This window comes from Streptomyces krungchingensis, assembly GCF_054729265.1.
On the sequence record NZ_JBPUKY010000001.1, the window covers coordinates 8,691,081 to 8,710,296 of the forward strand.

At 72.3% G+C, this 19,216-nt stretch carries 16 protein-coding genes and 3 tRNA genes; 7 read left to right on the forward strand and 12 right to left on the reverse strand.

Going from position 1 to position 19,216, the window contains the following annotated elements:
• Positions 1–166 precede the first annotated feature (166 nt).
• Positions 167–1,213: a LacI family DNA-binding transcriptional regulator gene (locus ACSYGO_RS37680; protein WP_432177071.1), complete on the forward strand. Its 1,047-nt coding sequence runs from the start codon at positions 167–169 to the stop codon at positions 1,211–1,213.
• Between the two features lie 152 nt (positions 1,214–1,365).
• Here ACSYGO_RS37680 and ACSYGO_RS37685 read toward each other — a convergent pair whose 3' ends face one another.
• Complete coding sequence (locus tag ACSYGO_RS37685; RefSeq protein WP_426678488.1) at positions 1,366–2,031, reverse strand: TetR/AcrR family transcriptional regulator; 666 nt, start codon at positions 2,029–2,031, stop codon at positions 1,366–1,368.
• Positions 2,032–2,171: 140 nt separating this feature from the next.
• Here ACSYGO_RS37685 and ACSYGO_RS37690 point away from each other — a divergent pair, with 140 nt between their 5' ends.
• Positions 2,172–3,011, forward strand: a complete 840-nt coding sequence (locus ACSYGO_RS37690) for a patatin-like phospholipase family protein (RefSeq protein ID WP_432177069.1) — start codon at positions 2,172–2,174, stop codon at positions 3,009–3,011.
• Positions 3,012–3,212: 201 nt separating this feature from the next.
• On the opposite strand, the gene ACSYGO_RS37695 is transcribed toward ACSYGO_RS37690, so the two are convergent.
• The gene (locus ACSYGO_RS37695; RefSeq protein ID WP_426678560.1) at positions 3,213–4,004 is read right to left on the reverse strand and encodes a VOC family protein; all 792 of its coding nucleotides are present in this window, start codon (positions 4,002–4,004) and stop codon (positions 3,213–3,215) included.
• 273 nt (positions 4,005–4,277) lie between these two features.
• On the opposite strand from ACSYGO_RS37695, the gene ACSYGO_RS37700 reads away from it, so the two are divergent.
• A complete protein-coding gene (locus tag ACSYGO_RS37700) occupies positions 4,278–4,523 on the forward strand; it encodes a WhiB family transcriptional regulator (protein ID WP_095937834.1) in 246 nt (81 codons plus the stop codon).
• A gap of 99 nt (positions 4,524–4,622) precedes the next feature.
• Here ACSYGO_RS37700 and ACSYGO_RS37705 read toward each other — a convergent pair whose 3' ends face one another.
• The 4 genes from ACSYGO_RS37705 to ACSYGO_RS37720 form a co-directional block, all read right to left on the reverse strand.
• Positions 4,623–6,020, reverse strand: a complete 1,398-nt coding sequence (locus ACSYGO_RS37705) for an FAD-dependent oxidoreductase (RefSeq protein ID WP_460389397.1) — start codon at positions 6,018–6,020, stop codon at positions 4,623–4,625.
• A gap of 591 nt (positions 6,021–6,611) precedes the next feature.
• Entirely contained in the window at positions 6,612–6,776 is a 165-nt protein-coding gene (locus ACSYGO_RS37710) for a hypothetical protein (protein ID WP_460389399.1), read from the reverse strand.
• Positions 6,773–7,975: an MAB_1171c family putative transporter gene (locus ACSYGO_RS37715; protein WP_426678485.1), complete on the reverse strand. Its 1,203-nt coding sequence runs from the start codon at positions 7,973–7,975 to the stop codon at positions 6,773–6,775. The genes ACSYGO_RS37710 and ACSYGO_RS37715 overlap by 4 nt, the downstream gene beginning before the upstream one ends.
• 3 nt (positions 7,976–7,978) lie before the next feature.
• On the reverse strand, positions 7,979–8,536 hold the full coding sequence (locus ACSYGO_RS37720; protein ID WP_426678484.1) for a toxin-antitoxin system, toxin component: 558 nt from the start codon (positions 8,534–8,536) through the stop codon (positions 7,979–7,981).
• 491 nt (positions 8,537–9,027) lie between these two features.
• Here ACSYGO_RS37720 and ACSYGO_RS37725 point away from each other — a divergent pair.
• The 3 genes from ACSYGO_RS37725 to ACSYGO_RS37735 all read left to right on the forward strand — a co-directional run bounded on the left by ACSYGO_RS37725 (position 9,028) and on the right by ACSYGO_RS37735 (position 10,622).
• Positions 9,028–9,099, forward strand: a tRNA-Ala gene (locus tag ACSYGO_RS37725).
• A gap of 87 nt (positions 9,100–9,186) precedes the next feature.
• A tRNA-Gly gene (locus ACSYGO_RS37730) sits at positions 9,187–9,258 on the forward strand.
• A gap of 32 nt (positions 9,259–9,290) precedes the next feature.
• Positions 9,291–10,622, forward strand: coding sequence for an SDR family NAD(P)-dependent oxidoreductase (locus ACSYGO_RS37735; protein WP_460389401.1), 1,332 nt, complete (start codon positions 9,291–9,293; stop codon positions 10,620–10,622).
• A 19-nt stretch (positions 10,623–10,641) separates the two neighbouring features.
• Here the strand turns inward: ACSYGO_RS37735 and ACSYGO_RS37740 are convergent, their stop codons facing one another.
• Together ACSYGO_RS37740 and ACSYGO_RS37745 are read right to left on the reverse strand one after the other, a co-directional pair.
• On the reverse strand, positions 10,642–12,378 hold the full coding sequence (locus ACSYGO_RS37740; RefSeq protein WP_460389812.1) for a P-loop NTPase family protein: 1,737 nt from the start codon (positions 12,376–12,378) through the stop codon (positions 10,642–10,644).
• Positions 12,379–12,564: 186 nt separating this feature from the next.
• On the reverse strand, positions 12,565–13,962 hold the full coding sequence (locus ACSYGO_RS37745) for a vWA domain-containing protein (protein WP_460389403.1): 1,398 nt from the start codon (positions 13,960–13,962) through the stop codon (positions 12,565–12,567).
• An 88-nt stretch (positions 13,963–14,050) separates the two neighbouring features.
• Between ACSYGO_RS37745 and ACSYGO_RS37750 the strand changes: the two genes are divergently transcribed.
• Positions 14,051–14,126 (forward strand) — tRNA-Trp (locus tag ACSYGO_RS37750).
• An 85-nt stretch (positions 14,127–14,211) separates the two neighbouring features.
• Here ACSYGO_RS37750 and ACSYGO_RS37755 read toward each other — a convergent pair.
• The 4 genes from ACSYGO_RS37755 to ACSYGO_RS37770 form a co-directional block, all read right to left on the reverse strand.
• Complete coding sequence (locus tag ACSYGO_RS37755) at positions 14,212–15,075, reverse strand: hypothetical protein (protein ID WP_460389405.1); 864 nt, start codon at positions 15,073–15,075, stop codon at positions 14,212–14,214.
• A 107-nt stretch (positions 15,076–15,182) separates the two neighbouring features.
• A complete protein-coding gene (locus ACSYGO_RS37760; protein ID WP_426678479.1) occupies positions 15,183–16,160 on the reverse strand; it encodes an acyl-ACP desaturase in 978 nt (325 codons plus the stop codon).
• 209 nt (positions 16,161–16,369) lie between these two features.
• On the reverse strand, positions 16,370–17,146 hold the full coding sequence (gene ddaH, locus ACSYGO_RS37765) for a dimethylargininase (RefSeq protein ID WP_432177065.1): 777 nt from the start codon (positions 17,144–17,146) through the stop codon (positions 16,370–16,372).
• Between the two features lie 291 nt (positions 17,147–17,437).
• A complete protein-coding gene (locus ACSYGO_RS37770) occupies positions 17,438–19,117 on the reverse strand; it encodes an ABC-F family ATP-binding cassette domain-containing protein (RefSeq protein ID WP_426678477.1) in 1,680 nt (559 codons plus the stop codon).
• Positions 19,118–19,216: the final 99 nt, after the last annotated feature.

Sequence of the window (19,216 nt, forward strand, 5' to 3'; positions counted from 1 at the left end):
GGTGTTGGGCGCCTCGGCTCAGGTGGGTCCACCTCGCCGCCGAGGCCGATTCGGGTGTGCCGTGGGGACTCCGGACGCGGGCCGATCCGAGTGATCGCGGAGCGCTCGCACCGTGCCACGGCGGCGCGGTTATCCTGATCCGCAACCGCCGAGGAGGTGCCCAGAGGTGACCGGGACAGCGTCGCGCCCCACGCTGGAGGCCGTGGCCGAGCGGGCCGGGGTCTCCCGGGCCACCGTGTCACGCGTCGTGAACGGCGGTGACGGCGTGCGGGAGCCGCTCGCCGAGCGGGTGAGACGAGCCGTCGAGGAACTCGGTTACGTGCCGAACCAGGCCGCACGCAGTCTCGTCACCCGGCGCCACGACGCCGTGGCCGTCGTGATCGCGGAACCGGAGACCAGGGTCTTCGCGGACCCCTTCTTCGCCCTCCAGCTCCGCGGGATCAGCAAGGAGTTGACCGCGCACGACTCACAGCTCGTGCTGCTGCTCACCGAGGGCCGCGACGATCACGCACGGGTCGGCCGCTATCTCGCCGGGGGACACGTCGACGGCGCCCTCGTCTTCTCCCTGCACCTCGACGACCCGCTGCCCGGCCTGATCCACGGCGCGGGCGTGCCCACGGTGTTCGGCGGCCGGCCCGGCTGGGGCGACGGCCCCCGTGACGCCGTGCCCGCCGTGTACGTCGACTGCGACAACCGGGGCGGAGCCCGCGAGGCCGTACGGCACCTCGTCGGCCTCGGGCGCACGCGGATCGCCCACATCACCGGTGCCCTCGACCAGACGTCGGCCGTCGACCGGCTGGACGGGTTCCGCGACGTCATGCCCGACGCCGGTCCGGAGCTCGTCGTGGAGGGCGACTTCACGCCCGCGGGCGGCGAGCGGGCGATGCGTCGACTGCTGGAGCGCTGCCCCGACGTCGACGCCGTGTTCGCCGCGAACGACCTGACCGCGGCCGGGGCGTTGCGCGTCCTGCGCGAGCACGGGCGGCGGGTGCCCGACGACGTGGCCGTGATCGGCTTCGACGACATGCTGGCGGTGGCCGAACAGACGGAACCGCCGTTGACGACGGTCCGTCAGGACATAGAGGGAATGGGACGGTTGATGGCCCGGCTGCTGCTGCGCCGCATCGACCGCGATGTCACCGAGCCCGGACCGGAGGACTCGTCCGGCGGCATGGTCCTGCCGACCGCCTTGGTGCGACGGGCCTCCGCGTAGTCCTGCCGGCCGCCTTGGTGCGACGGGTCTCCGCGTGGTCCTCGTGCGCATCCGGGCGGCGCCCGCTTCCCGGGCCCTGCCGGACGTGGTGTCGGGTGCGGGCGCCCGGGATCATCGCGCGGCCCTGGTGACGGACCCCGCTGCCGTACGCGTCACTGCCGGTGCGGGCCCAGCTTCCGCAGCACGTCGTCGAGTTGGCCTGCCGAGAGCGGCGGCTCGGGCAGCGGCGCGGAGGCGGGCGAGGCGCGCAGTCCGTCGAGGAGCAGCGCGAGGGGGCGGCGCCACGCGTCCGGTGCGGTCGCCGCCAACGAGGGGACGGCACGGCCGAGCGCGGCCAGCGCGAAGAGGAGGTCCTCGGTGCCGAGATCGCCGCGCACCGTGCCCTGTTCACGGCCTCGTCGCAGCAGCGCGTCCACCGTCTCCCGGTTGTGGGCGTGGACGGCCTCCAGCGTGGTGACGCCCTCCAGGCCGGTGGTCATCAGGTCGATGGCGCCGCGGTCGGCGGCCAGCCCCGCGAAGACGGACTCCATGTAGTCCACCAGCCCCGTCCAGGCGTCGGCCGCGGTGCGGGCCCGTTCGCCCGCAGCCATGGTGGCGGTGAGGGCGTCCGCGAACACCTCGTCGACGAGCGCCGCACGACTCGGGAAGTGCCGGTAGAGCGTGGCGTTGCCGACGCCGGCCCGACGGGCGATCACGTCGAGCGGCGCGTCGAGGCCCTGCTCGGCGAAGAGGTCGCGCGCCGCCTCGACGAGCCGCTCCCGATTGCGCCGGGCGTCGCTGCGCCGTGCCGCACCGGGTCCCTTCCCGTCGACGGTCATGACCTCACCCTTCGGTAGTACCGGGGAGCACTCCCCGGTACTGATGTTATCGTCGACCGGAGAAGTGGGGAGCACTCCCCACTTGGGAGGCGTTCCCCGCTTGGGGAGCACTCTCCGCCCGGGGTGGACGAGGAGCGGTGATGGCGGACACGGCACTGGTGCTGGGCGGCGGCGGGGCGGTCGGCGGAGCATGGATGGCCGGTGTGCTGGCCGGGCTCGCCGAGGCCGGAGTCGACGTGTCGGGCGCCGACACCGTCATCGGCACCTCCGCGGGCGCCGTCCACGCGGCCCGGCTCACCTCGGGCGTCGGCCCCGGCGAGCTGTACGGGGGGCAGCTCGCCGGGGCCGACCCCGTCGACGTCGGTGTCACCTGGGGACAGACGGCACGCTTCCTGTGGGCGGCGCTGGGTTCGCGCGATCCACGGCGGTCGGTCCAGCGCCTCGGCAGGGCCGCGCTGACGGCGCGCACCGGCCCCGAGTCGGTGGTCCACGACACGGTGGGCACCCTGCTGGGCGACGTACGGCGATGGCCCGAGCGGGAGTTGAGGATCACGGCGGTCGACGCGCGGACCGGGAGTCTGGAGGCCTTCGACGCCTCCTCGGGCCTGACGCTCCTCGAAGCGGTCGCGGCGAGCTGCGCGGTGCCGGTGGTCTGGCCGCCGGTCACCGCGGGGGGCCGCCGCTGGATGGACGGCGGCAGCCGCTCGACGGCCAATCTCCACCTCGCCCGCGACCACCGGCGCGTCGTCGCGGTCGCCCCGATTCCGCGAGCGGTGGGCCCGCACCCGAGTGCCGGGCTCCAGGCGGCCCAACTGGCGGGGCACGGTGCGCGGGTGAGCCTCCTGGTGCCGGACCGCGCCGCCCGCCGAGCGATGGGCCGCAACATGCTGGACGACTCCCGCCGCCCGGCCGCCGCCCGCGCCGGCCACGCCCAGGCCGTCGCACTCGCCGAATCCGTCGCCGAGGTGTGGTTCGGCTGACGTCGGTGGGTCGGTGGGTCGGTGGGTCGGTGGGTCGGTGGGTCGGTGGGTCGGTGGGTCGGTGGGTCGGTGGGTCGGTCCCGGTGGTCCCACCGGGACCGACCCGTCAAGCCCAGGGGGCCGTCGACGCGTCGGGCCCCGACGGACCCGCTCGCGGCGCGCCGGAGCCGCCGGGGCCCGACGGGATTCCCGACGCGGCCGTCACGTCTGCTGCGGAGCGCTCTTGATCACCGCGAAGCGTGCCCCGTACGGGTCGGCCAGCTTGGCCATGCGGCCCACGCCCTCCATGTCCGTCGCGGGCATGCGCACCTTGCCGCCGAGCTCCTGGGCCCTGCTCACCACGGCGTCCGTGTCCTCGACCTCGAAGTACGGCAGCCAGTACGCCCCGGACTCCGCCTCGGTGGGATCGTCGGCCAGCGGCACCATGCCACCGAACATCGCCTCCTCCTCGGTGCCCGCGGGGTTGATGCAGGTGTAGACACCGCCCGGGTACGGCATCGCCGAGGTCTCCCATCCGAAGACCGAGTCGTAGAACGCCGCGGCGGCCGCGATGTCCGGCGTGTACAGCTCGACCCAGCACAGCGAGCCCGGCTCACCGGCCAGGTCGAGCCCCTTGGTTCGGGCCGGCTGCCACAGGCCGAACGGCACGCCCGCCTTGTCGGCGAGGATCGCCATGTGGCCCTCGCCCATCACGTCCATGGGCTGCACGAGCACGGCGCCCTTGGACTGCTCGGCCGTCTTGGCCGTGGCCTCCGCGTCGGGGCTCTGGAAGTAGACGGTCCAGGAGGGCGGGCCCTGTTCCGCGGTGGTCTGCATGCCGCCGGCCACGGTCTTCCCGTCGAGCTGGAAGAAGCCGTAGCCCCCGGCATCGGGCCCCGCCGACTGGAACTGCCAGCCGAAGAGGCCCTCGTAGAAGGAGGTGGCGCCGTCGATGTCGGATGTGCCGACATCCAGCCAGTTCGGGGCGCCGGTGACGAAACGGGTGGTGAGCATCATGCCCTCCTTTGAGGGGTCCCGTTGCCTGCTCTGCCGAGTCTGGCACCGCCCACTGACAATCGCCGCCGGGACGCGCACGCCGGGCTACGGGCGGCTCCTTCCGCCGCCGTGGACGGCTCCTCGAAGTTCGTGCGGCTCGCCGCCGGCCCCGCGCGCCGCCGTGCTCTTCACGCCGTACGGGGCCATCATCAAAGGCCGCCAGGTGCCTTGGAACGAGTCGTTGATCCCGCGTTGATCGAACGTTTTTCGTCCCGCGGCACGATCATGCCCATGCACTTGGAAACGATCACCGCGGCCGACCTGGACTGGCAGGAGCAGGCCCTGTGTGCGCAGACCGGGGCCGACTTCTTCTTTCCCGAGCCGGGCAGCTCGGTGCGCGAGGCGAAGCGCATCTGCGCGATGTGCGAGATGCGCCCCGCGTGCCTCGACTACGCGCTCAGCAACGACGAACGCTTCGGCGTCTGGGGAGGCCTCTCCGAGAAGGAACGCCTCGGGCTCCGGCGCACCCGGGAGTGAACGGCGACCCGTCCACCAGGGAGCGGACGCGCTGCCCGGCGTACCGGCACGACTGTCGCCGCGCCTCCTCTTGTACGGCGCCGCGCCGCCCGGGCGTGATCAGAGACCGGCCGCCTGCCGTTCGGCATCCGTCAGCGGGGGAGCGTCCAGCAGCGGCTTCTTCCTGCCGAGGAGGACGCGGAAGAGCATGTCGGGGGCGAGCAGACGGGCCGGAGCCCGCTCCATGCTCATCACGTCGAGAAGCGCCCGCAGGGCGTGCGGGTTGCGTGCGCCGGCATCCACGGCGCGGTCGATGAACGCGGCGGCCAAGCGCTCGGCCCTGCTGGGCGGTTCGTCGGTGGCGCCCGGATAGAAGGCGTCCTGGCCCACGGCCAGATCCCAGGCCTGACCCACGGGGCGCGCGGCACTTCGCTGAATCCGTCGCGCCGTCCCGGCGGAGGCCAGGCCGTGGTCCGCCAGCACCTGCCGGAGCGCGACGACGCTCTGCGCCGCGGCCGTCAGACCGTGCCCGTAGACGGGGTTGTACCCGGCGACGGCGTCGCCGAGCACGGCGAACCCGGCCGGCCAGACCGGCATCTTCTCGAAGTAGCGCCGCTTGTTGGCCGTGCTCCGTGTGGTGACCACGTCGGAGAGGGGCTCGGCCTTCGCGAGGAGATCGCCGATGACGGGATGCGCCAGCAACTGGGCGAATGCGACGAACTCACCGGCGTCACGGCTGGGTTGGCCTCCCCTGGTGCCCGCCAGGGTGACGAGCCACTGGCCGTCCTCGATGGGAAGGATGATGCCGCCGCGGCCCGGCGGCCGCGTCGGGTCCGCCTGGACGTTGACGATGGGGAAGTCGTCCCCGGCGGCGGCCGGCGCCCGGTAGATCCGGCTCGCGTAACCGACTCCGGCGTCGACGACCTTCTCCCGTACGGGCGGGAGACCGAGCTCCGTGAGCCAGACCGGCGCGCGGCTGCCCCGGCCGCTCGCGTCGACGACCAGGTCCGCCGTGAGGGTCTCCTCCTGTTCGGGACCTCGTACGCGCGCCCCGGTCACGCGGTCGGTGCTGCCTTCGAGGCCGACGAGTTCGGTCCGTTCGCGCACCGTGAGCCCGGGCCTTCGGAGCACGGCGGCGCGGATCGTGGCGTCGAGCAGGTCGCGGCTGCACACGATGTTGACGTGGTGGGAGTTGCCGAACCGCCGGAACCACTGGCCGGAGGGCGCCTTGCTGACCATGCCGGACATGATCGGTACACGGCGGGCGCCGCGGGCGATCAGCTCCTCGGTGACGCCGGGCAGGAGGTCCTCCAGGGCCCGTACGCCGCCGGACCACAGCACGTGGGCGTGGCGGGCCTGCGGAAGTCCCTTGCGCGGAGCGGGCTGTTCGGGCAGGACGTCGGTCTCGACGACCGTGACGTGCGCGAGGTCGGAGAGCACGGCGGCGGCGAGCATGCCGGTCGTCCCTCCTCCGATCACGAGCGCGGACGGCCGTGGACCGGACGTTCTCTCAGGCATTGGCGGAAGCACCCTCTCTGTCGGCCGTTCGGCCGTGAAGGCCCCTGGAAGGCAGTAAACGCCAGCAGGGGCGCAGGAGTTCGGAATGGTGCGGATGATGTCCGTCACGGTGACGGCCGTCGCGGGCGGAAGCGGGCGGACATCGCGTCGGCGGGAGGAGAGCCCGTGCGTCGCGGGCGGGAGAGAGGGCGCCGTCTCCGTGCGGTGTCGCCGGGCCCGGGCACGGGAGGTCGTCGGACGTGCCGCCTCCTGCTCGGGCCATCGTCACCAGTCCCTTCGGTCCGTACAGGGCTCATGATCAGGCTGGAGAGGCCGTGTACACATCGGGATGACCCACACCACGCGCACTTGTGGCTTTCCCCTGAGGCGTCATCGGGGCATTCGGTGAGGAACCGGTCAAGTCCCCTTGGGATTACGTCGAGTCGGCCGTGGGACCTGGCACTCCCGCCGGACGCGCCAGGTCGCCCGCCCCGCGCGGTCAGCCGGCGCGGGCGGGGCCGGCCGGTTCGAGGAGCCGGCTCTCAGCCGCCGTCGGGGGCGGGCACGAGGAGCAGCACTCGGCACGCGGAACAGCACGCCGCCGTCCGCCGCCTACCGGCCCTCCGGGGTGCAGGCCGGGCGGTCCGGGCCCAGGGCGCCGGGCGTCGGCGGGACGCCCGGCACCGATGAGTCCCCCGGCTCGGACGGGGCACCGGAGCGGAGCGGGTCGGACAGGACACCGGCGTCGGAGGGGGCCGTGCCGACTCGTGAGGTCATGTGGGGGACTTCTCGCCGTCCTCGACGGAGAGGGGCGACGACTTCGCGGCGTCGGAACGCACCGCCGCGACGACGGGTGAGGTGCGCAGCGTGCGCGAGACGCCCACCAGGGACGCACGCACCGCCGCGACGGCGGAGTCGCCGGGGACGAGCGGGGTCTGCGCGCGGTCGAGGCGGGTGGCCTGGGCCGCCGCCGAGACCATGGCGGCGAGGCCCACGAGATCGGCTTCCTCCCGGCTGCTCCCGGCGGCCTCGGCGGTCGACCGCGCGCAGGCGCGGACCGCGTCGTCGAGGTGGGGCCGGACGAGGCTCAGCCCGTCCTGGATGCCGGCCTCACGCCGGGTCAGGTGCACGTGCGGAGACGCGTACCAGGGGATGGGCGCGGCAAGCGACGAGCGGGGTGAGGCGCTGCTGAGTTCGCTCCACAGCGGCCCGAGCCGGCGGTACGCGGCGACGGCACGTCCGGCCGCGGCCGTCCTGGGCCCGATCAGCGGCAGCAGGAACCCGATGGTGGCGCAGGGTGCGGCCAGCGCCGAGAAGAGCGGGGACAGGGTGGTGCTCAGCATGTCCCAGTCCTGGCCGCTCCAGTGGGCGGCCACCGCCGCGAGCTTGAGGGAGCTGAACGAGAGGTTCAGCAGCCAGCCGAGACACAGGGTCCACAGGCCCGCGCGCAGCCACCCGTGGACCTGGAGGGCCCAGCGCCAGCACAGCACGGTGGTGACGAGGGCGGCGGTCATGTGCGCCAGCAGGTACAGCAGGATCATCTCGCCGATGAACGGCGCCGACGCGTAGTACGTGTCGAAGTCGGTACGGCGCTCCACCGGGGCGTCACCGAGCAGGAACAGGGCGACCAGAGCGGTGATGACCAGCATGTAGCCGATCCGCCAGCGCCGGGAGACGCGCTGGACGTACTCGGGCGGACCGCCGCGCCAGTGGACGATGAGCAGCAGGCAGGAGGCGCTGAACGTGCTGATGATGACGTACACCAGCAGGCTGGAGGCGTTCGGTACACCGCTGATGCGGTTCACGGCGGCAATGGTCGGGGGAGCGGCGAAGACGAAACCGGCGCCTCCCAGGGCGATGACCAGGCAGACGGTCCGTACGAGCGGGTCGCGCCAGGCCTTCAGCAGCGCGGGGAGCTTGACGGCCAGGCACAGCCACAGGGCGGCGGCCGGTATGTAGTAGTCCGAGGAGTCCACGGCTCAGGCCTTCCGGCGCCGGTTGCCCAGTGATGCGTCGATACGCCCGGCGATGTCGCCGCGGTCGGGAGGCGTGCCATCGGGCTCCCCCTCCAGCCAGACGCGGAACCGGGTGACCGCCAGCAGCCCGAACTTCTCCGCGGCGGCTTCCTCGCGGTGGTCGAACTCGGTACGCGCCGCCACCCTGCGCACCGTCTCGTCGAGCCGGGGCAGGTCGGCGCGCGCCGGGAGGAGCCCGGTGGCCACGGTCCCGCCCGGGGCGTGATGGCCGCACGCGCCGTCCAGCATGTGCCAGACCTCGTGGAAGAAGATGGCCAGCCTGTGCAGCGGGGTGGCCCGTTTGTCGACCACGATGACGTCCCGGTCGGGCAGGTCGAGCCACAGGCCGCTGGCCGTGCGGTACGGGAACTCCTCCTGGAGGAGCACGAGTTCCCGTCCCGTCCGCCTGCTCACCAGATCGACCAGGGCGACGAACAGATCATCCGGCTCCGCCGGCACCGGCAGATCGAGGTCGCCGACGAGCTCGTCGATGAGGCGACGCATGACCTTCGCTTTGCGCACTGTTCTCCCCAAGAACCTCACGTGCGGGGACTCCTCGGCGACGTGCCGGAGTTCCTCGCGCTGTGCCTGCCGACGTCCGCAGAACTGTGCACACCGATGACGGACCCACCCCTGCCACCCGTCGCGTCAGCTTATGGCCGACGCCCGCGGCCGGCGGGCCTGAGGACGGTCAGCCAGCAGGCTATGCCAAATCCGACCTCACTCTGCAGGGGAATTGGCCCGAAGGGAACATCCTGGGGGGCATCGTGATGCTGATCAAAACTGACAAAAGCTGACTCATGCGACGAGGGAATGGGTGGCCCGCTGGCTGAATCCTGTCGTGCCGCCCCGGTTCACGGGACAGCGACGGGAAGACGGCCCGTCGCCTGTGCGGCCGCACGACCCCGGACGCGTTCGGCGGGTCCGCACGAGGCCGCGGCCCGCCGGGCGGGCAGGCCCGCTCATCGGTGCGCTGTCCGGGCGCCGTTGTGGTTAGGATCCGGAGGGCGCGCCCGGACGTCGAGCAGAGGCAGACTCGCCGCCTTGGCAAGGCGGATACGCCGGTTCGAATCCGGTCGTCCGGGTGGCGTCCTCCGCCACGGGCCGCGGCGCCAGGCCTGCGGACACGGCCGGGGACGGGGCAGTCCCCGGAAGGGGACGAGCGCACACGGGGTCCTGTAGAGCAGAGGCAGACTCGCCGCCTTGCCAAGGCGGATACGCCGGTTCGAATCCGGCCGGGACCACACGGAACGCAGGACACGCGGGGCGGGAACACATGGACGGCGGCGGGATCACCGACGAGGAACTGGCGGGGTTCCACCGCACGGTCGGGCGGCTGCGCGCGCTGCCCGTCGACGATCCGGTGCGGCTGCGGGCCGAACAGGTCGCCGCCTCGTTCGCACGGGACGGCCGGACCCGGCGACGGAAGGCGCGCGGCGCCGAACTGTCCGCCGCCGACGCCGCCGTGATGGCCGCCACCGCGATGGGCGCGCTCGACCGCAGGGAGGACGCGCCGCTCACCTCCGACGGCTCGGCCGGTGTCTTCGTCCGGCCCCGTGCCTGCTACGTCTGCAAGACGCCCTATCGACAGGTCGACTCCTTCTACCACCGGCTCTGCCCGGACTGCGCCCTCGACAACACCGCCCGGCGCACGCTCGGCACCGACCTGAGCGGCCGCCGCGCGCTGCTCACCGGAGGCAGGGTGAAGATCGGCTTCCAGTTGGCCCTGATGATGCTGCGCGACGGAGCCGAACTCCTGGTCACCAGCCGCTTTCCGCATGACACGGTGCGCCGCTTCCGGGCCGAACCGGGCAGCGCCACATGGCTCGACCGGCTCACCGTGCTGGCCGTCGACCTGCGAGACCCACGACAGGTCCTCGGCCTGTGCGAGCAGCTCAGGCAGGAGGGCGAGCCGCTCGACATCCTGGTGAACAACGCCGCGCAGACGGTACGCCGTCCCCCCGAGTCCTACGCGCTGCTGGCGGCCGGGGAGCGCCCCGGGCTGCCCGAGGGCGTCCGGGCGGCACCGGGCTTCACACCGATGGCGGCCCTGGAGGGCGGCCCGTCGGCCCTGCCGGTGATCCTGCGCGAGGCCGACGAGGCCGGGCTCCTTCCCGATCCCTCACCCGACAACTCCTGGTCCGCGCGGCTGGGGGAACTCGACCCGGCCGAGGTCCTGGAGACGCAACTCGTCAACGCGCTCGCCCCGGCACTGCTCTGCGACCGACTGCTGCCCCTGCTGCTCGCCTCGCCGCACCCCCGCCGCTACGTCGTCAACGTGACCGCCGTCGAGGGCCGCTTCGCCGTCCGCAACAAGACGGCGGGCCATCCGCACACGAACATGGCGAAGGCGGCCCTGAACATGCTCACGCGCACCAGCGCCGCCGAACTGGCCGAGCAGGGCGTGCACATGTGCGCCGTCGACACCGGATGGATCACCGACGAGAACCCCGCCCCCAAGAAGGAACGCATCGCGGGGGCCGGGTTCCGTACACCGCTGGACATCGTCGACGGCGCCTCCCGGGTGTACGACCCGATCGTGCGCGGCGAGGCCGGCGCGCCCGTGTCCGGGGTGTTCCTGAAGGACTACCGGGAGGCGGAGTGGTGAGCACCGGCCCGGCCGGTGCTCAGCGGCTCATCGACACGAATATCCCCGTCCAGAACCGCTGTTGATCCGCCGTCGCCCCGACCAGGTAGGTGGCGCGCAGCTTCGGCGGCAGGAGCGGCACCAGCCGGGCCACCACCGCGCGGTGCTTCTTGAGCTGCGACAGCTCGGCGTTGGCGAGGATCTGGTGGACGACGTCGCTGTCGTCGGCCCCCTCGTCCGAGCGGTCCGCCGCGCGGCGCAGCCGGGCCTCCCAGGCGTCCGCCTCGCGCGCGAGCTCCCGCAGACCGGTCACCGGACGGCCGCGCAGCCGGTCCACGAGCGCCGTCAGCGGCACGGGCGCGTACTCGCCGTCGCCCAGGTAGACCGTCGCCATCTCCAACGGCAGTCCGTGCCGGTGCAGTTTGACGAGCCGCTCCAGGGTCCGCTTGGTGATCCAGGCGCGGCCATCGTCGTCGATGTCGTGCTTCCACCACTCCAGGACGGTCTCGGCGTCGGCGCCGTAACGGGCGAGCAGCCACTCGTTGGCCGGGATGTCCTCGGGCTCCACCGTCAACGAGACCGTGAACCGGCTGGCCTGCGCGATGTTGTTGCGGGAGACCAGGAGTTTGCGGCCCAGGTGGTACGGCGGATTCTGGACCGCGATCTGGGCCCGCAGATTCTCGATCCGGCGCCCCGCGAGCGACCACTCCTGGGTGATCTCCATCAGCTTGGCGAACGCGGCCTTGTCCTTGGGGCGGTTGTACTCGTCCCAGACGATGGCCTTCGGCTCGGGACCGGTGAAGTTCGCGGCGAGGAGGTTGTCCAGGGTGCCGTCCGCGGACGGCACCGGAGCGCACAGGTCCTCGACATTGGTCACGGGCAGCGAGAAGTACAGCGGCTCCCGGCCGAGCCCGTCGCGCACCGTCTCCCGCACGAGCTCCGTCTTGCCGCAGCCCGGCGGGCCCTGGAGCAGCACGGTCCAGCGGTTGCGCAGCGCGGCCCGCACCACCTGACGCACGGGGTCGGGGAGCGTGGCCGGGTTGGACACACCGACGTACTCGGCGATCCGGTTCAGGATCTCCGCCGTGCGGTTCTGACCCGGGGTGCCGTCGGCGCGCGGCTCGACGAGGCGCAGCCGCTCGCCGCCCACCAGCGGCAGGGCCCAGCGGAGCGGGAACCCCTCCTCGGCGCAGGCCAGGACGTGGTCCAGGGTGCGCGGCGACAGGGATTCACGCAGTGCGGGGGACAGGGACGCCCACAGGGAGAAGACCGGAGCCAGGTCCCACGCCCGGTACTTGGCCGCGAGATGGCGCCGCCACGACGTGTCGTTCGCGGTGATCCGCATGGTGACCATGCGGTCCAGCAGCGCGAGGTCGCTGCGCCGCGCCGAGGTCTCCGCCAGCGATTCGTTGTCCGTGAGGAAGACACCGACGCAGCCCAGCGCGCGCAGATCGTGCTCACCGAGCGTCCAGTTGCAGGCGATCTGCATCAGCTGCGACTGGATCGTCTCACCGGCCTGGAGCGAGTCGTCGATGAGCAGCACGAAGGGTTTGCCGGGCTTGAGCTGGCTCATCACCAGCTGCCGCAGCACCAGTTCGCCGGTCCGCGGGTCCCGCACCGGCGCGTTGACGAGGAGATCGTCCGGGGTGAGGTTCGCCGCGGGCACGTAGACCAGCGTCGTGTCCGGGTGGGCGCGCGCGATGTGCGAGAAGAACGTCGCCGTCTTCCCGATGCCGTGCTCGCCGAAGATCTGGCCCGTCTGCCCCATGTCGATCATCGCGTCGATGAACGACTCCAGGCGCGAGGGCGAGGGCGAGGGCGAGGACGAGGGTGAAGGCGTGGGCGCGGGCACGCCGGAGTCCACGGGAGCCGGCACGGCCGAGCGCGCGGGTACGGTGCGGTCGGCGGAGCCGGGGTCGGGATGGGTGGCAGTCGTCATCAGTCCTGGTCCTGTGCTGGTGGGTTACCACGATCCGGTCGTGACGCGATGGCAGGCCATCGCGGGGGTGTGGCTGTCCGGCCACTCGCTGCCGCCCTCGGTGATCAGCCAGATCCACTTGTCGGGCTCGGCGGGCGTGATCGGCGGCGCGTACCCGTCGGTGAGCATCACCACGGCGTCCGGGCGGGCCTCGAAGCGCCGGCCGCCGACCTCGGTGCGGCCCTCCACGTAGTCCATGACGGCCTGGAAGCTGGTGCCGCCTCCGCCGAGCACGCGGCTGCCCGGCTCGAAGGGCATGACCACCGCGTCGAAGGACAGCCAGTGCGCCTCGACCCCGTCGATCCTGCCGACGAGGTCGGTGAGCCACTCGACCACCCTGTCGGGCATGGAACCCGACGTGTCGTAGGCGATGGCGAGGACCTTGTCGCGGACGGGGCCGCGCCGCGACAGCATCGGGTCCTGACCGAGCGCGGCGAGCAGCGCACCGCGCTTCTTCGGGTACACCAGCCGCTCGCCGTCGCGGAGTCTGGAGCCGAGTACATCGACCAGCCAGCGCTGCCACCAGTCGATCTTCCGCGTCGCGACGGTCTCGCCGCGCAGCACACCGGCGCCGAGCTGCCCCCAGATCTTCGCGGTCCGCGCCGAGCCGTCCTCGGTGCGGCCCATCAGGTCCAGCAGTTCCTGCTCGGCACTCGCATGACCGCGGCGCGCCGCGAGCAGTGCGTTGAGCAGTGCCGACGAGGCCACTTCGTCGACGGTCCCCTGGTCGGCGGGCACCGCGCACTCCAGGTGGATGCACAACGACGGTGCCAGGACGGGCGGTTGTCGCATGCGCTTCAGTTCGCCGTACACCGTCATGTCGGTCCGCGTGAAGTCCTCGTACGAGACGGGCTCCAGCTCCTGCGCGAGCAGGTCCGCACGGTACGACGCGTGCACCGCGCGCGGGTCGACGCCGGTCGGCCGGCCGTCCACGAGGGGCAGCCCGGGGCCGCCGAGCCGTACCAGCGCCACATGGTTGACCGACACCTCGGTGGCCACCTCGAACACGGGGTCGGCCCGCAGCTCGGGATCGGCGAAGAGATGGCGCTGCATCAGATGGCGGGCCTCGTGGAAGAGGACGAACTTCACGCCGTCCAGGCCGAGGCGGACGAAGAAGTCGGGGTTGTACAGCAGCAGGCACGAGCCGTCCCCGGAGGCCACCACGGCCGCGGTGTCCACCGCCGTCGTCGCCAGCTGGTGGTGGCATTTCGCGTACAGCCACGAGGCGACCGCCGACTCCGTCAGTCCGAAGTCCAGCAGGGCGGCCTCCTTGAGCCGACGTGCCTCCGCGACGGTCTCGGCGTCGGCCGGCCGGAACCGCTCCAGTGCCCTGCGGTCGGCCAGGTCGACGACCGGCCGCCGCCCGCGCTCTCCGTACGCCATGCCCGCCCCCGTGTCCGATCTTCCCCCGTGCCTCCTTGGTACCAGGTCCCACTGACACACGGCCAAGGCATTAAGCTCGGCGCCAAGGGCGGGGCCGTAGCGCAGAGGCAGGCGCACTGGTCTCCAGAACCGGAACACGCCGGTTCGAATCCGGCCGCCCCGCCCCCCTTTCTCGGCCGGCGGCCGCCCGCGTGCCACCCGCTCCGCCCGCGCGGCAGGTCCGCCAAGGCCCGCCCGGCGGGGCCCGGTTCAGGCGATGGCGCCGGCCATGACGACCAGCTCGGGAACGGTCCCGTGGTAGTTCCCCACCAGCTGCGCCAGGACCGCCCAGGCGTCCTCCCTGCCGCCCAGATGGTCCCGCACGAGCGGCCGGAGGGCGTCCTCGGCCTCACCAAGCCGTGTCGGGAACAGCGTCCGGCCCAGGGAGAGCACGCGCAGGACCCGGTCAGCCGGGCGCCATTCGGTCGCGTACCGCGCCGGTCCGTCGATGACACCGGACTGCCTGAGCCGGTGGGTGAACCTGGCGTGCGAACCGAACCGGGCACGCAGCTCCGGCGGGCAGTCGGGACGTACGGAGAGGGCCCAGCGGGTGTAACCCGGCAGAGGGCGCTCCGCGTCCGCCCCGGCGACCGCCTGCCAGCCGGGGGTACCGAGGACCATGGAGGCCGCCTGCCTGGCCGGCTTCATCGCGGTGGCCGCGCGCAGCGCGCCGACGAGACCGAACAGGCTGAAGGCTCGGGGCACCGGAGGTTCGTCGTTCCGGCTCAACGGCTCGGCCACGTCCACGGCGTGGGTGCGACCGGGGCCGTGCGGTATCCCGTGCACGATCGCCCGGCGCATCGCGTCGTCCGCCGAGACGTGCCGCCACACGAGGGCGTTGAGCTCCGGGTCGTCCTCCTGGAGGACCCACAGCAGCACGGAGGACGGGACGGGTGTCTGTGTCCACCAGGAGGAGTGGGCGCGCGGCGCGCCGAGGGATTTCCAGCCCGGAGTGGCCTGCGGGGCGGCCGGCTGCGGGCGGCCGATCCGTCGCCGCACCCGTGCGGCGTCCTCGTCCTCGATCAGCCCCAGCAGGAACCCGACCGGCCCGTCCGGCGCGCTGTCGTCATGCATGGCCGCATGATGCCCGAGGGACGCGCGCGTCCGCACCGGGAAAAACCACGGCTCACGGCCGTGCCGGGGCACGACCGTGAGCCGGGAGTCCGCGGGAGCGGAAGGCGTCAGCCCGCCGCCCGGGCCGCCATGCGGGCCTTGCGGGCGGCGAGCTTCTCGTCGAACTTCGCGGCCTCCGCGTCCAGACCGCCCATGAAGAAGCCGAGTTCCTCCTGGGCCTGCAGGCCCTCGGGGCCGAGGCCGTCGATCTCCAGGACCTTCAGGTGACGCAGCACGGGCTGGATCACGTCGTCGTGGTGGATGCGCAGGTTGTAGACCTCGCCGATCGCCATCTGGGCGGCGGCGCGCTCGAAGCCGGGCATGCCGTGACCGGGCATCCGGAAGTTGACGACGACGTCGCGCACGGCCTGCATGGTCAGGTCCGGGGCCAGCTCGAACGCGGCCTTCAGGAGGTTGCGGTAGAAGACCATGTGCAGGTTCTCGTCGGTCGCGATGCGCGCCAGCATGCGGTCGCAGACCGGGTCGCCCGACTGGTGGCCGGTGTTGCGGTGCGAGATGCGGGTCGCCAGCTCCTGGAAGGCGACATACGCGACGGAGTGCAGCATCGAGTGGCGGTTGTCCGACTCGAAGCCCTCGCTCATGTGCGCCATGCGGAACGCCTCGAGCTTGTCGGGGTCGACGGCGCGCGAGGCGAGCAGGTAGTCGCGCATCACGATGCCGTGCCGGCCCTCCTCGGCGGTCCAGCGGTGCACCCAGGTGCCCCAGGCGCCGTCGCGGCCGAAGAGCGTGGCGATCTCGTGGTGGTAGCTCGGCAGGTTGTCCTCGGTGAGGAGGTTGACGACGAGGGCGATCCGGCCGATCTCGGTGACCTTGGACTGCTCCTTGTCCCAGGCCTCGCCGTCCTCGAAGATGCCGGGGAAGTTACGGGCGTCGCTGAAGGGCACGTACTCGTGCGGCATCCAGTCCTTGGCCACCTTGAGGTGGCGGTTGAGCTCGGTTTCGACCACTTCCTCCAGCGCGTACAGCAGGCGGGCGTCGGTCCAGGCGGCCGACGGGCTTGCGAGGTGGGGAGAAGTGATCGTCACGGGTGCTCCAGGGGGACGTGTACAGCGAGCGGGGACGGAACCTACGGCATCGTAGGCTACGACTCCGTAGGTTACGAAGCCGTAGGTTAAGTTCGTCGTAAAGACCGCTGATCAGCGGGGGTGTCCCGAGGGGAGCGTGCTCCCCGCCGTATGCCCGAACCGTTCCGGATGCCCAGGTCCCGGCGGCGTCAGGGTGTTCTGTTCACCCGTCAGGCATACAGACCCCGAAGCCGCACCGAGAGACATGTCACACAGCCTTCGAGCTTCTCGAACTCGCTGATGTCGACGAGGACCGGTTCGTGGCCGAGGTCGGCGAACAGCTCCGCCGTCTTCGGGGCGCTCGCCGCCATGAGCAGTTTGCCGCCGCCCAGGAGCACGACGTGCGCGCCGGACTCCTCCGGCACCGGCATGAAACGGGGGAAAAGTGACGGTGTGTCCACCAGGGGCTCGTACCCGATCACCGTCCCGTCCGGCAGTGCGGTGACCGCCGACTTCAGGTGCAGCACCTTGCTCACGGGCACGGCGACCACACGGACGCCGAGCGGTTCGAAGGCGGCCCGCAGCTGCTGGAGTCCGGCCGCGTTGGTGCGCCCGCCGCGGCCCACGTACACCGTGTCGCCGACTTTGAGGACGTCACCGCCGTCGAGGGTGCCCGGCTCCCAGACCCAGTTCACCGAGCAGCCCAGGCGGGCCACGGCCTCCTCGACCCCGGCGGTCTCGCCGCGCCGGGACTCGGCGCCCGGACGGGAGATCAGGGCGACGTTGCGACAGACGACCACGGTGTCCTCGACGAACACGGCGTCCGGACAGTCGTCGGCCGGGTCCACCTCGACGGTCTCCCAGCCGTGCGTGCGCAGGGCCTCCGCGTACGCCTCCCACTGCTCGACCGCGAGATCGACGTCCACCTCCGTGCGCTCGACATGCGTCACCAGGCCCTCGGCGAGGCGAGGGCCGGGTCGGCGGATCAGAGCTTTCTGGCTCGGCACGTGGGGTCTCCGAATCGGCAGGGGGTGTCGGCGCACATCATGCAGCGCCGGTCCGGCGGCACGAAACCCCTTGACATCGGGCCGGTCCGCCCCCTGTGCCGGCCCGGCCGGCCTCCTCGCCCGGACCGGTGGGCTCCGCCACCGGTCCGGGGGCACCCGGTGCCCGGCTCCGGCCCGTACCGCTGCCGGCCACCGCGACCCGACGACGCAGGGGCGCGGTGACCGTGCCAGGCCAGGCCGCGACGGCCGGGCAGGCGGTGCCGCCCGCCCGCCCGGCCGTCGCGGGGGCCGTCAGTGGGTCTCGCTCCGCTCGTCCGCTTCCGCCCCCACGGAGTATCCGGCGGAGTACCCGACCGAATCCCGTGTGAGCTCCTTCAGTTCGCCTCCCTCCATCAGCAGCCAGCGGGTGATCCCGACCGACTCCAGGAACGGCATGTCGTGGCTCGCCACGATCAGGGCGCCCTCGTAGGACTCCAGGGCTGTCGTGAGCTGCCGGACGCTCGCCATGTCGAGGTTGTTCGTCGGTTCGTCGAGCATCAGGAGCTGCGGGGCCGGCTCGGCCAGCATCAGGGCCGCGAGCGCGGCCCGGAAACGCTCGCCGCCGGAGAGCGTCGACGCGAGCTGGTCGGCCTTCGCCCCCCGGAACAGGAACCGGGCCAGCCGCGCCCGGATCCGGTTGTTGGTCGCGGCCGGTGCGTAGCGGGCCACGTTCTCGGCGACCGTCCGCTCGTCGTCGAGCACGTCCAGGCGCTGGGGCAGGAACCGCAGCGGCACATGGGCACGCGCCTCCCCGGACACCGCGTCCAGCTCCCCGGCGATCGTGCGCAGCAGCGTCGTCTTGCCCGAGCCGTTGCGTCCGATCAGCGCGATCCGCTCCGGCCCGCGCAGGTCGAGCCCGCCGTCGACCCGCGCGCCGTACCGCATCCGGAGGTCCTGGAGGGTCAGTACGTCGCGGCCCGGCGGCACGGCCGTGTACGGCAGGTCGACGCGGATCTCGTCGTCGTCCCGTACGGCCTCCACCGCCTCGTCGAGACGCTCCTTCGCCTCGGTGAGCCGCTCCTCGTGCATGATGCGGTGCTTGCCCGCGGACTCCTGTGCCGCCCGCCTGCGCGCACCCATCACGATCTTCGGCTCGCGCTTCTGCTCGAACATCTTCTGGCCGTACCGTTTGCGGCGGGCCAACTTGACCTGTGCGTCGACGAGTTCACGCTTCTGCTTCTTCACATCGGCCTCGGCGACGCGCACCATGCGCTCCGCCGCCTCCTGTTCGCCGGCGAGCACCGCCTCGTAGGCGGAGAAGTTCCCGCCGTACCAGGCGACCTCTCCGGACCGCAGATCGGCGATCTGGTCGACCAGTTCGAGGAGTTCGCGGTCGTGGCTGACCACCACCATCACCCCCGACCAGGCCTCGACGGCCGCGTAGAGCCGCCGTCGCGCGTACAGGTCGAGATTGTTGGTGGGCTCGTCGAGCAGCAGGACGTCGGGGCGGCGCAGCAGCAGCGCGGCCAGTCGCAGCAGCACCGACTCGCCGCCCGAGACCTCGCCGATCGTGCGGTCCAACCCGATGTGGCCGAGACCGAGTTCGCCGAGGGTCGCGCGGGCGCGCTCCTCGACGTCCCAGTCGTCGCCCACGGTGTCGAAGTGCTTCTCGGCCACGTCGCCCGCCTCGATGGCGTGCAGCGCGGCGCGGATCTCGGCGATGCCGAGCGCCTCGTCCACCCGCAGGCCGGTGTCGAGGGTGACGTTCTGCGGCAGATGGCCCACCTCTCCCGCGATCCGGACGGTGCCGTCCGTGGGGGAGAGCTGCTGGGCGATCAGCTTCAACAGGGTCGACTTCCCTGACCCGTTGACACCGACGAGTCCCGTCCTGCCCGGGCCGAAGGCGACCTGGAGGCCGTCGAAGACGGTGGTGCCGTCGGGCCAGGCGAAGGAGAGGGAGGTACAGGTGATGGAAGCGGGGAAAGTAGACATGAGGGCCTCGCGGTTGCTGGATGCGGTCGTGGGTACGCGTGGGGACACCGCGAGGTGACGACGATCCGGTTCGGAGGGAGCCCCGCTCAGGAGAGATCA

What these genes read in the sequence shown, in the direction of transcription:
- ACSYGO_RS37690 (WP_432177069.1), top strand. Translation starts at nt 2,172, where the DNA reads ATGGCGGACACGGCACTGGTGCTGGGCGGCGGCGGGGCGGTCGGCGGA.
- ACSYGO_RS37685 (WP_426678488.1), bottom strand. Translation starts at nt 2,031, where the DNA reads ATGACCGTCGACGGGAAGGGACCCGGTGCGGCACGGCGCAGCGACGCC.
- ACSYGO_RS37745 (WP_460389403.1), bottom strand. Translation starts at nt 13,962, where the DNA reads ATGGCGTACGGAGAGCGCGGGCGGCGGCCGGTCGTCGACCTGGCCGAC.
- ACSYGO_RS37695 (WP_426678560.1), bottom strand. Translation starts at nt 4,004, where the DNA reads ATGCTCACCACCCGTTTCGTCACCGGCGCCCCGAACTGGCTGGATGTC.
- ACSYGO_RS37705 (WP_460389397.1), bottom strand. Translation starts at nt 6,020, where the DNA reads ATGCCTGAGAGAACGTCCGGTCCACGGCCGTCCGCGCTCGTGATCGGA.
- ACSYGO_RS37700 (WP_095937834.1), top strand. Translation starts at nt 4,278, where the DNA reads ATGCACTTGGAAACGATCACCGCGGCCGACCTGGACTGGCAGGAGCAG.
- ACSYGO_RS37770 (WP_426678477.1), bottom strand. Translation starts at nt 19,117, where the DNA reads ATGTCTACTTTCCCCGCTTCCATCACCTGTACCTCCCTCTCCTTCGCC.
- ACSYGO_RS37755 (WP_460389405.1), bottom strand. Translation starts at nt 15,075, where the DNA reads ATGCATGACGACAGCGCGCCGGACGGGCCGGTCGGGTTCCTGCTGGGG.
- ACSYGO_RS37740 (WP_460389812.1), bottom strand. Translation starts at nt 12,378, where the DNA reads ATGATCGACATGGGGCAGACGGGCCAGATCTTCGGCGAGCACGGCATC.
- ACSYGO_RS37735 (WP_460389401.1), top strand. Translation starts at nt 9,291, where the DNA reads ATGGACGGCGGCGGGATCACCGACGAGGAACTGGCGGGGTTCCACCGC.
- ACSYGO_RS37710 (WP_460389399.1), bottom strand. Translation starts at nt 6,776, where the DNA reads ATGACCTCACGAGTCGGCACGGCCCCCTCCGACGCCGGTGTCCTGTCC.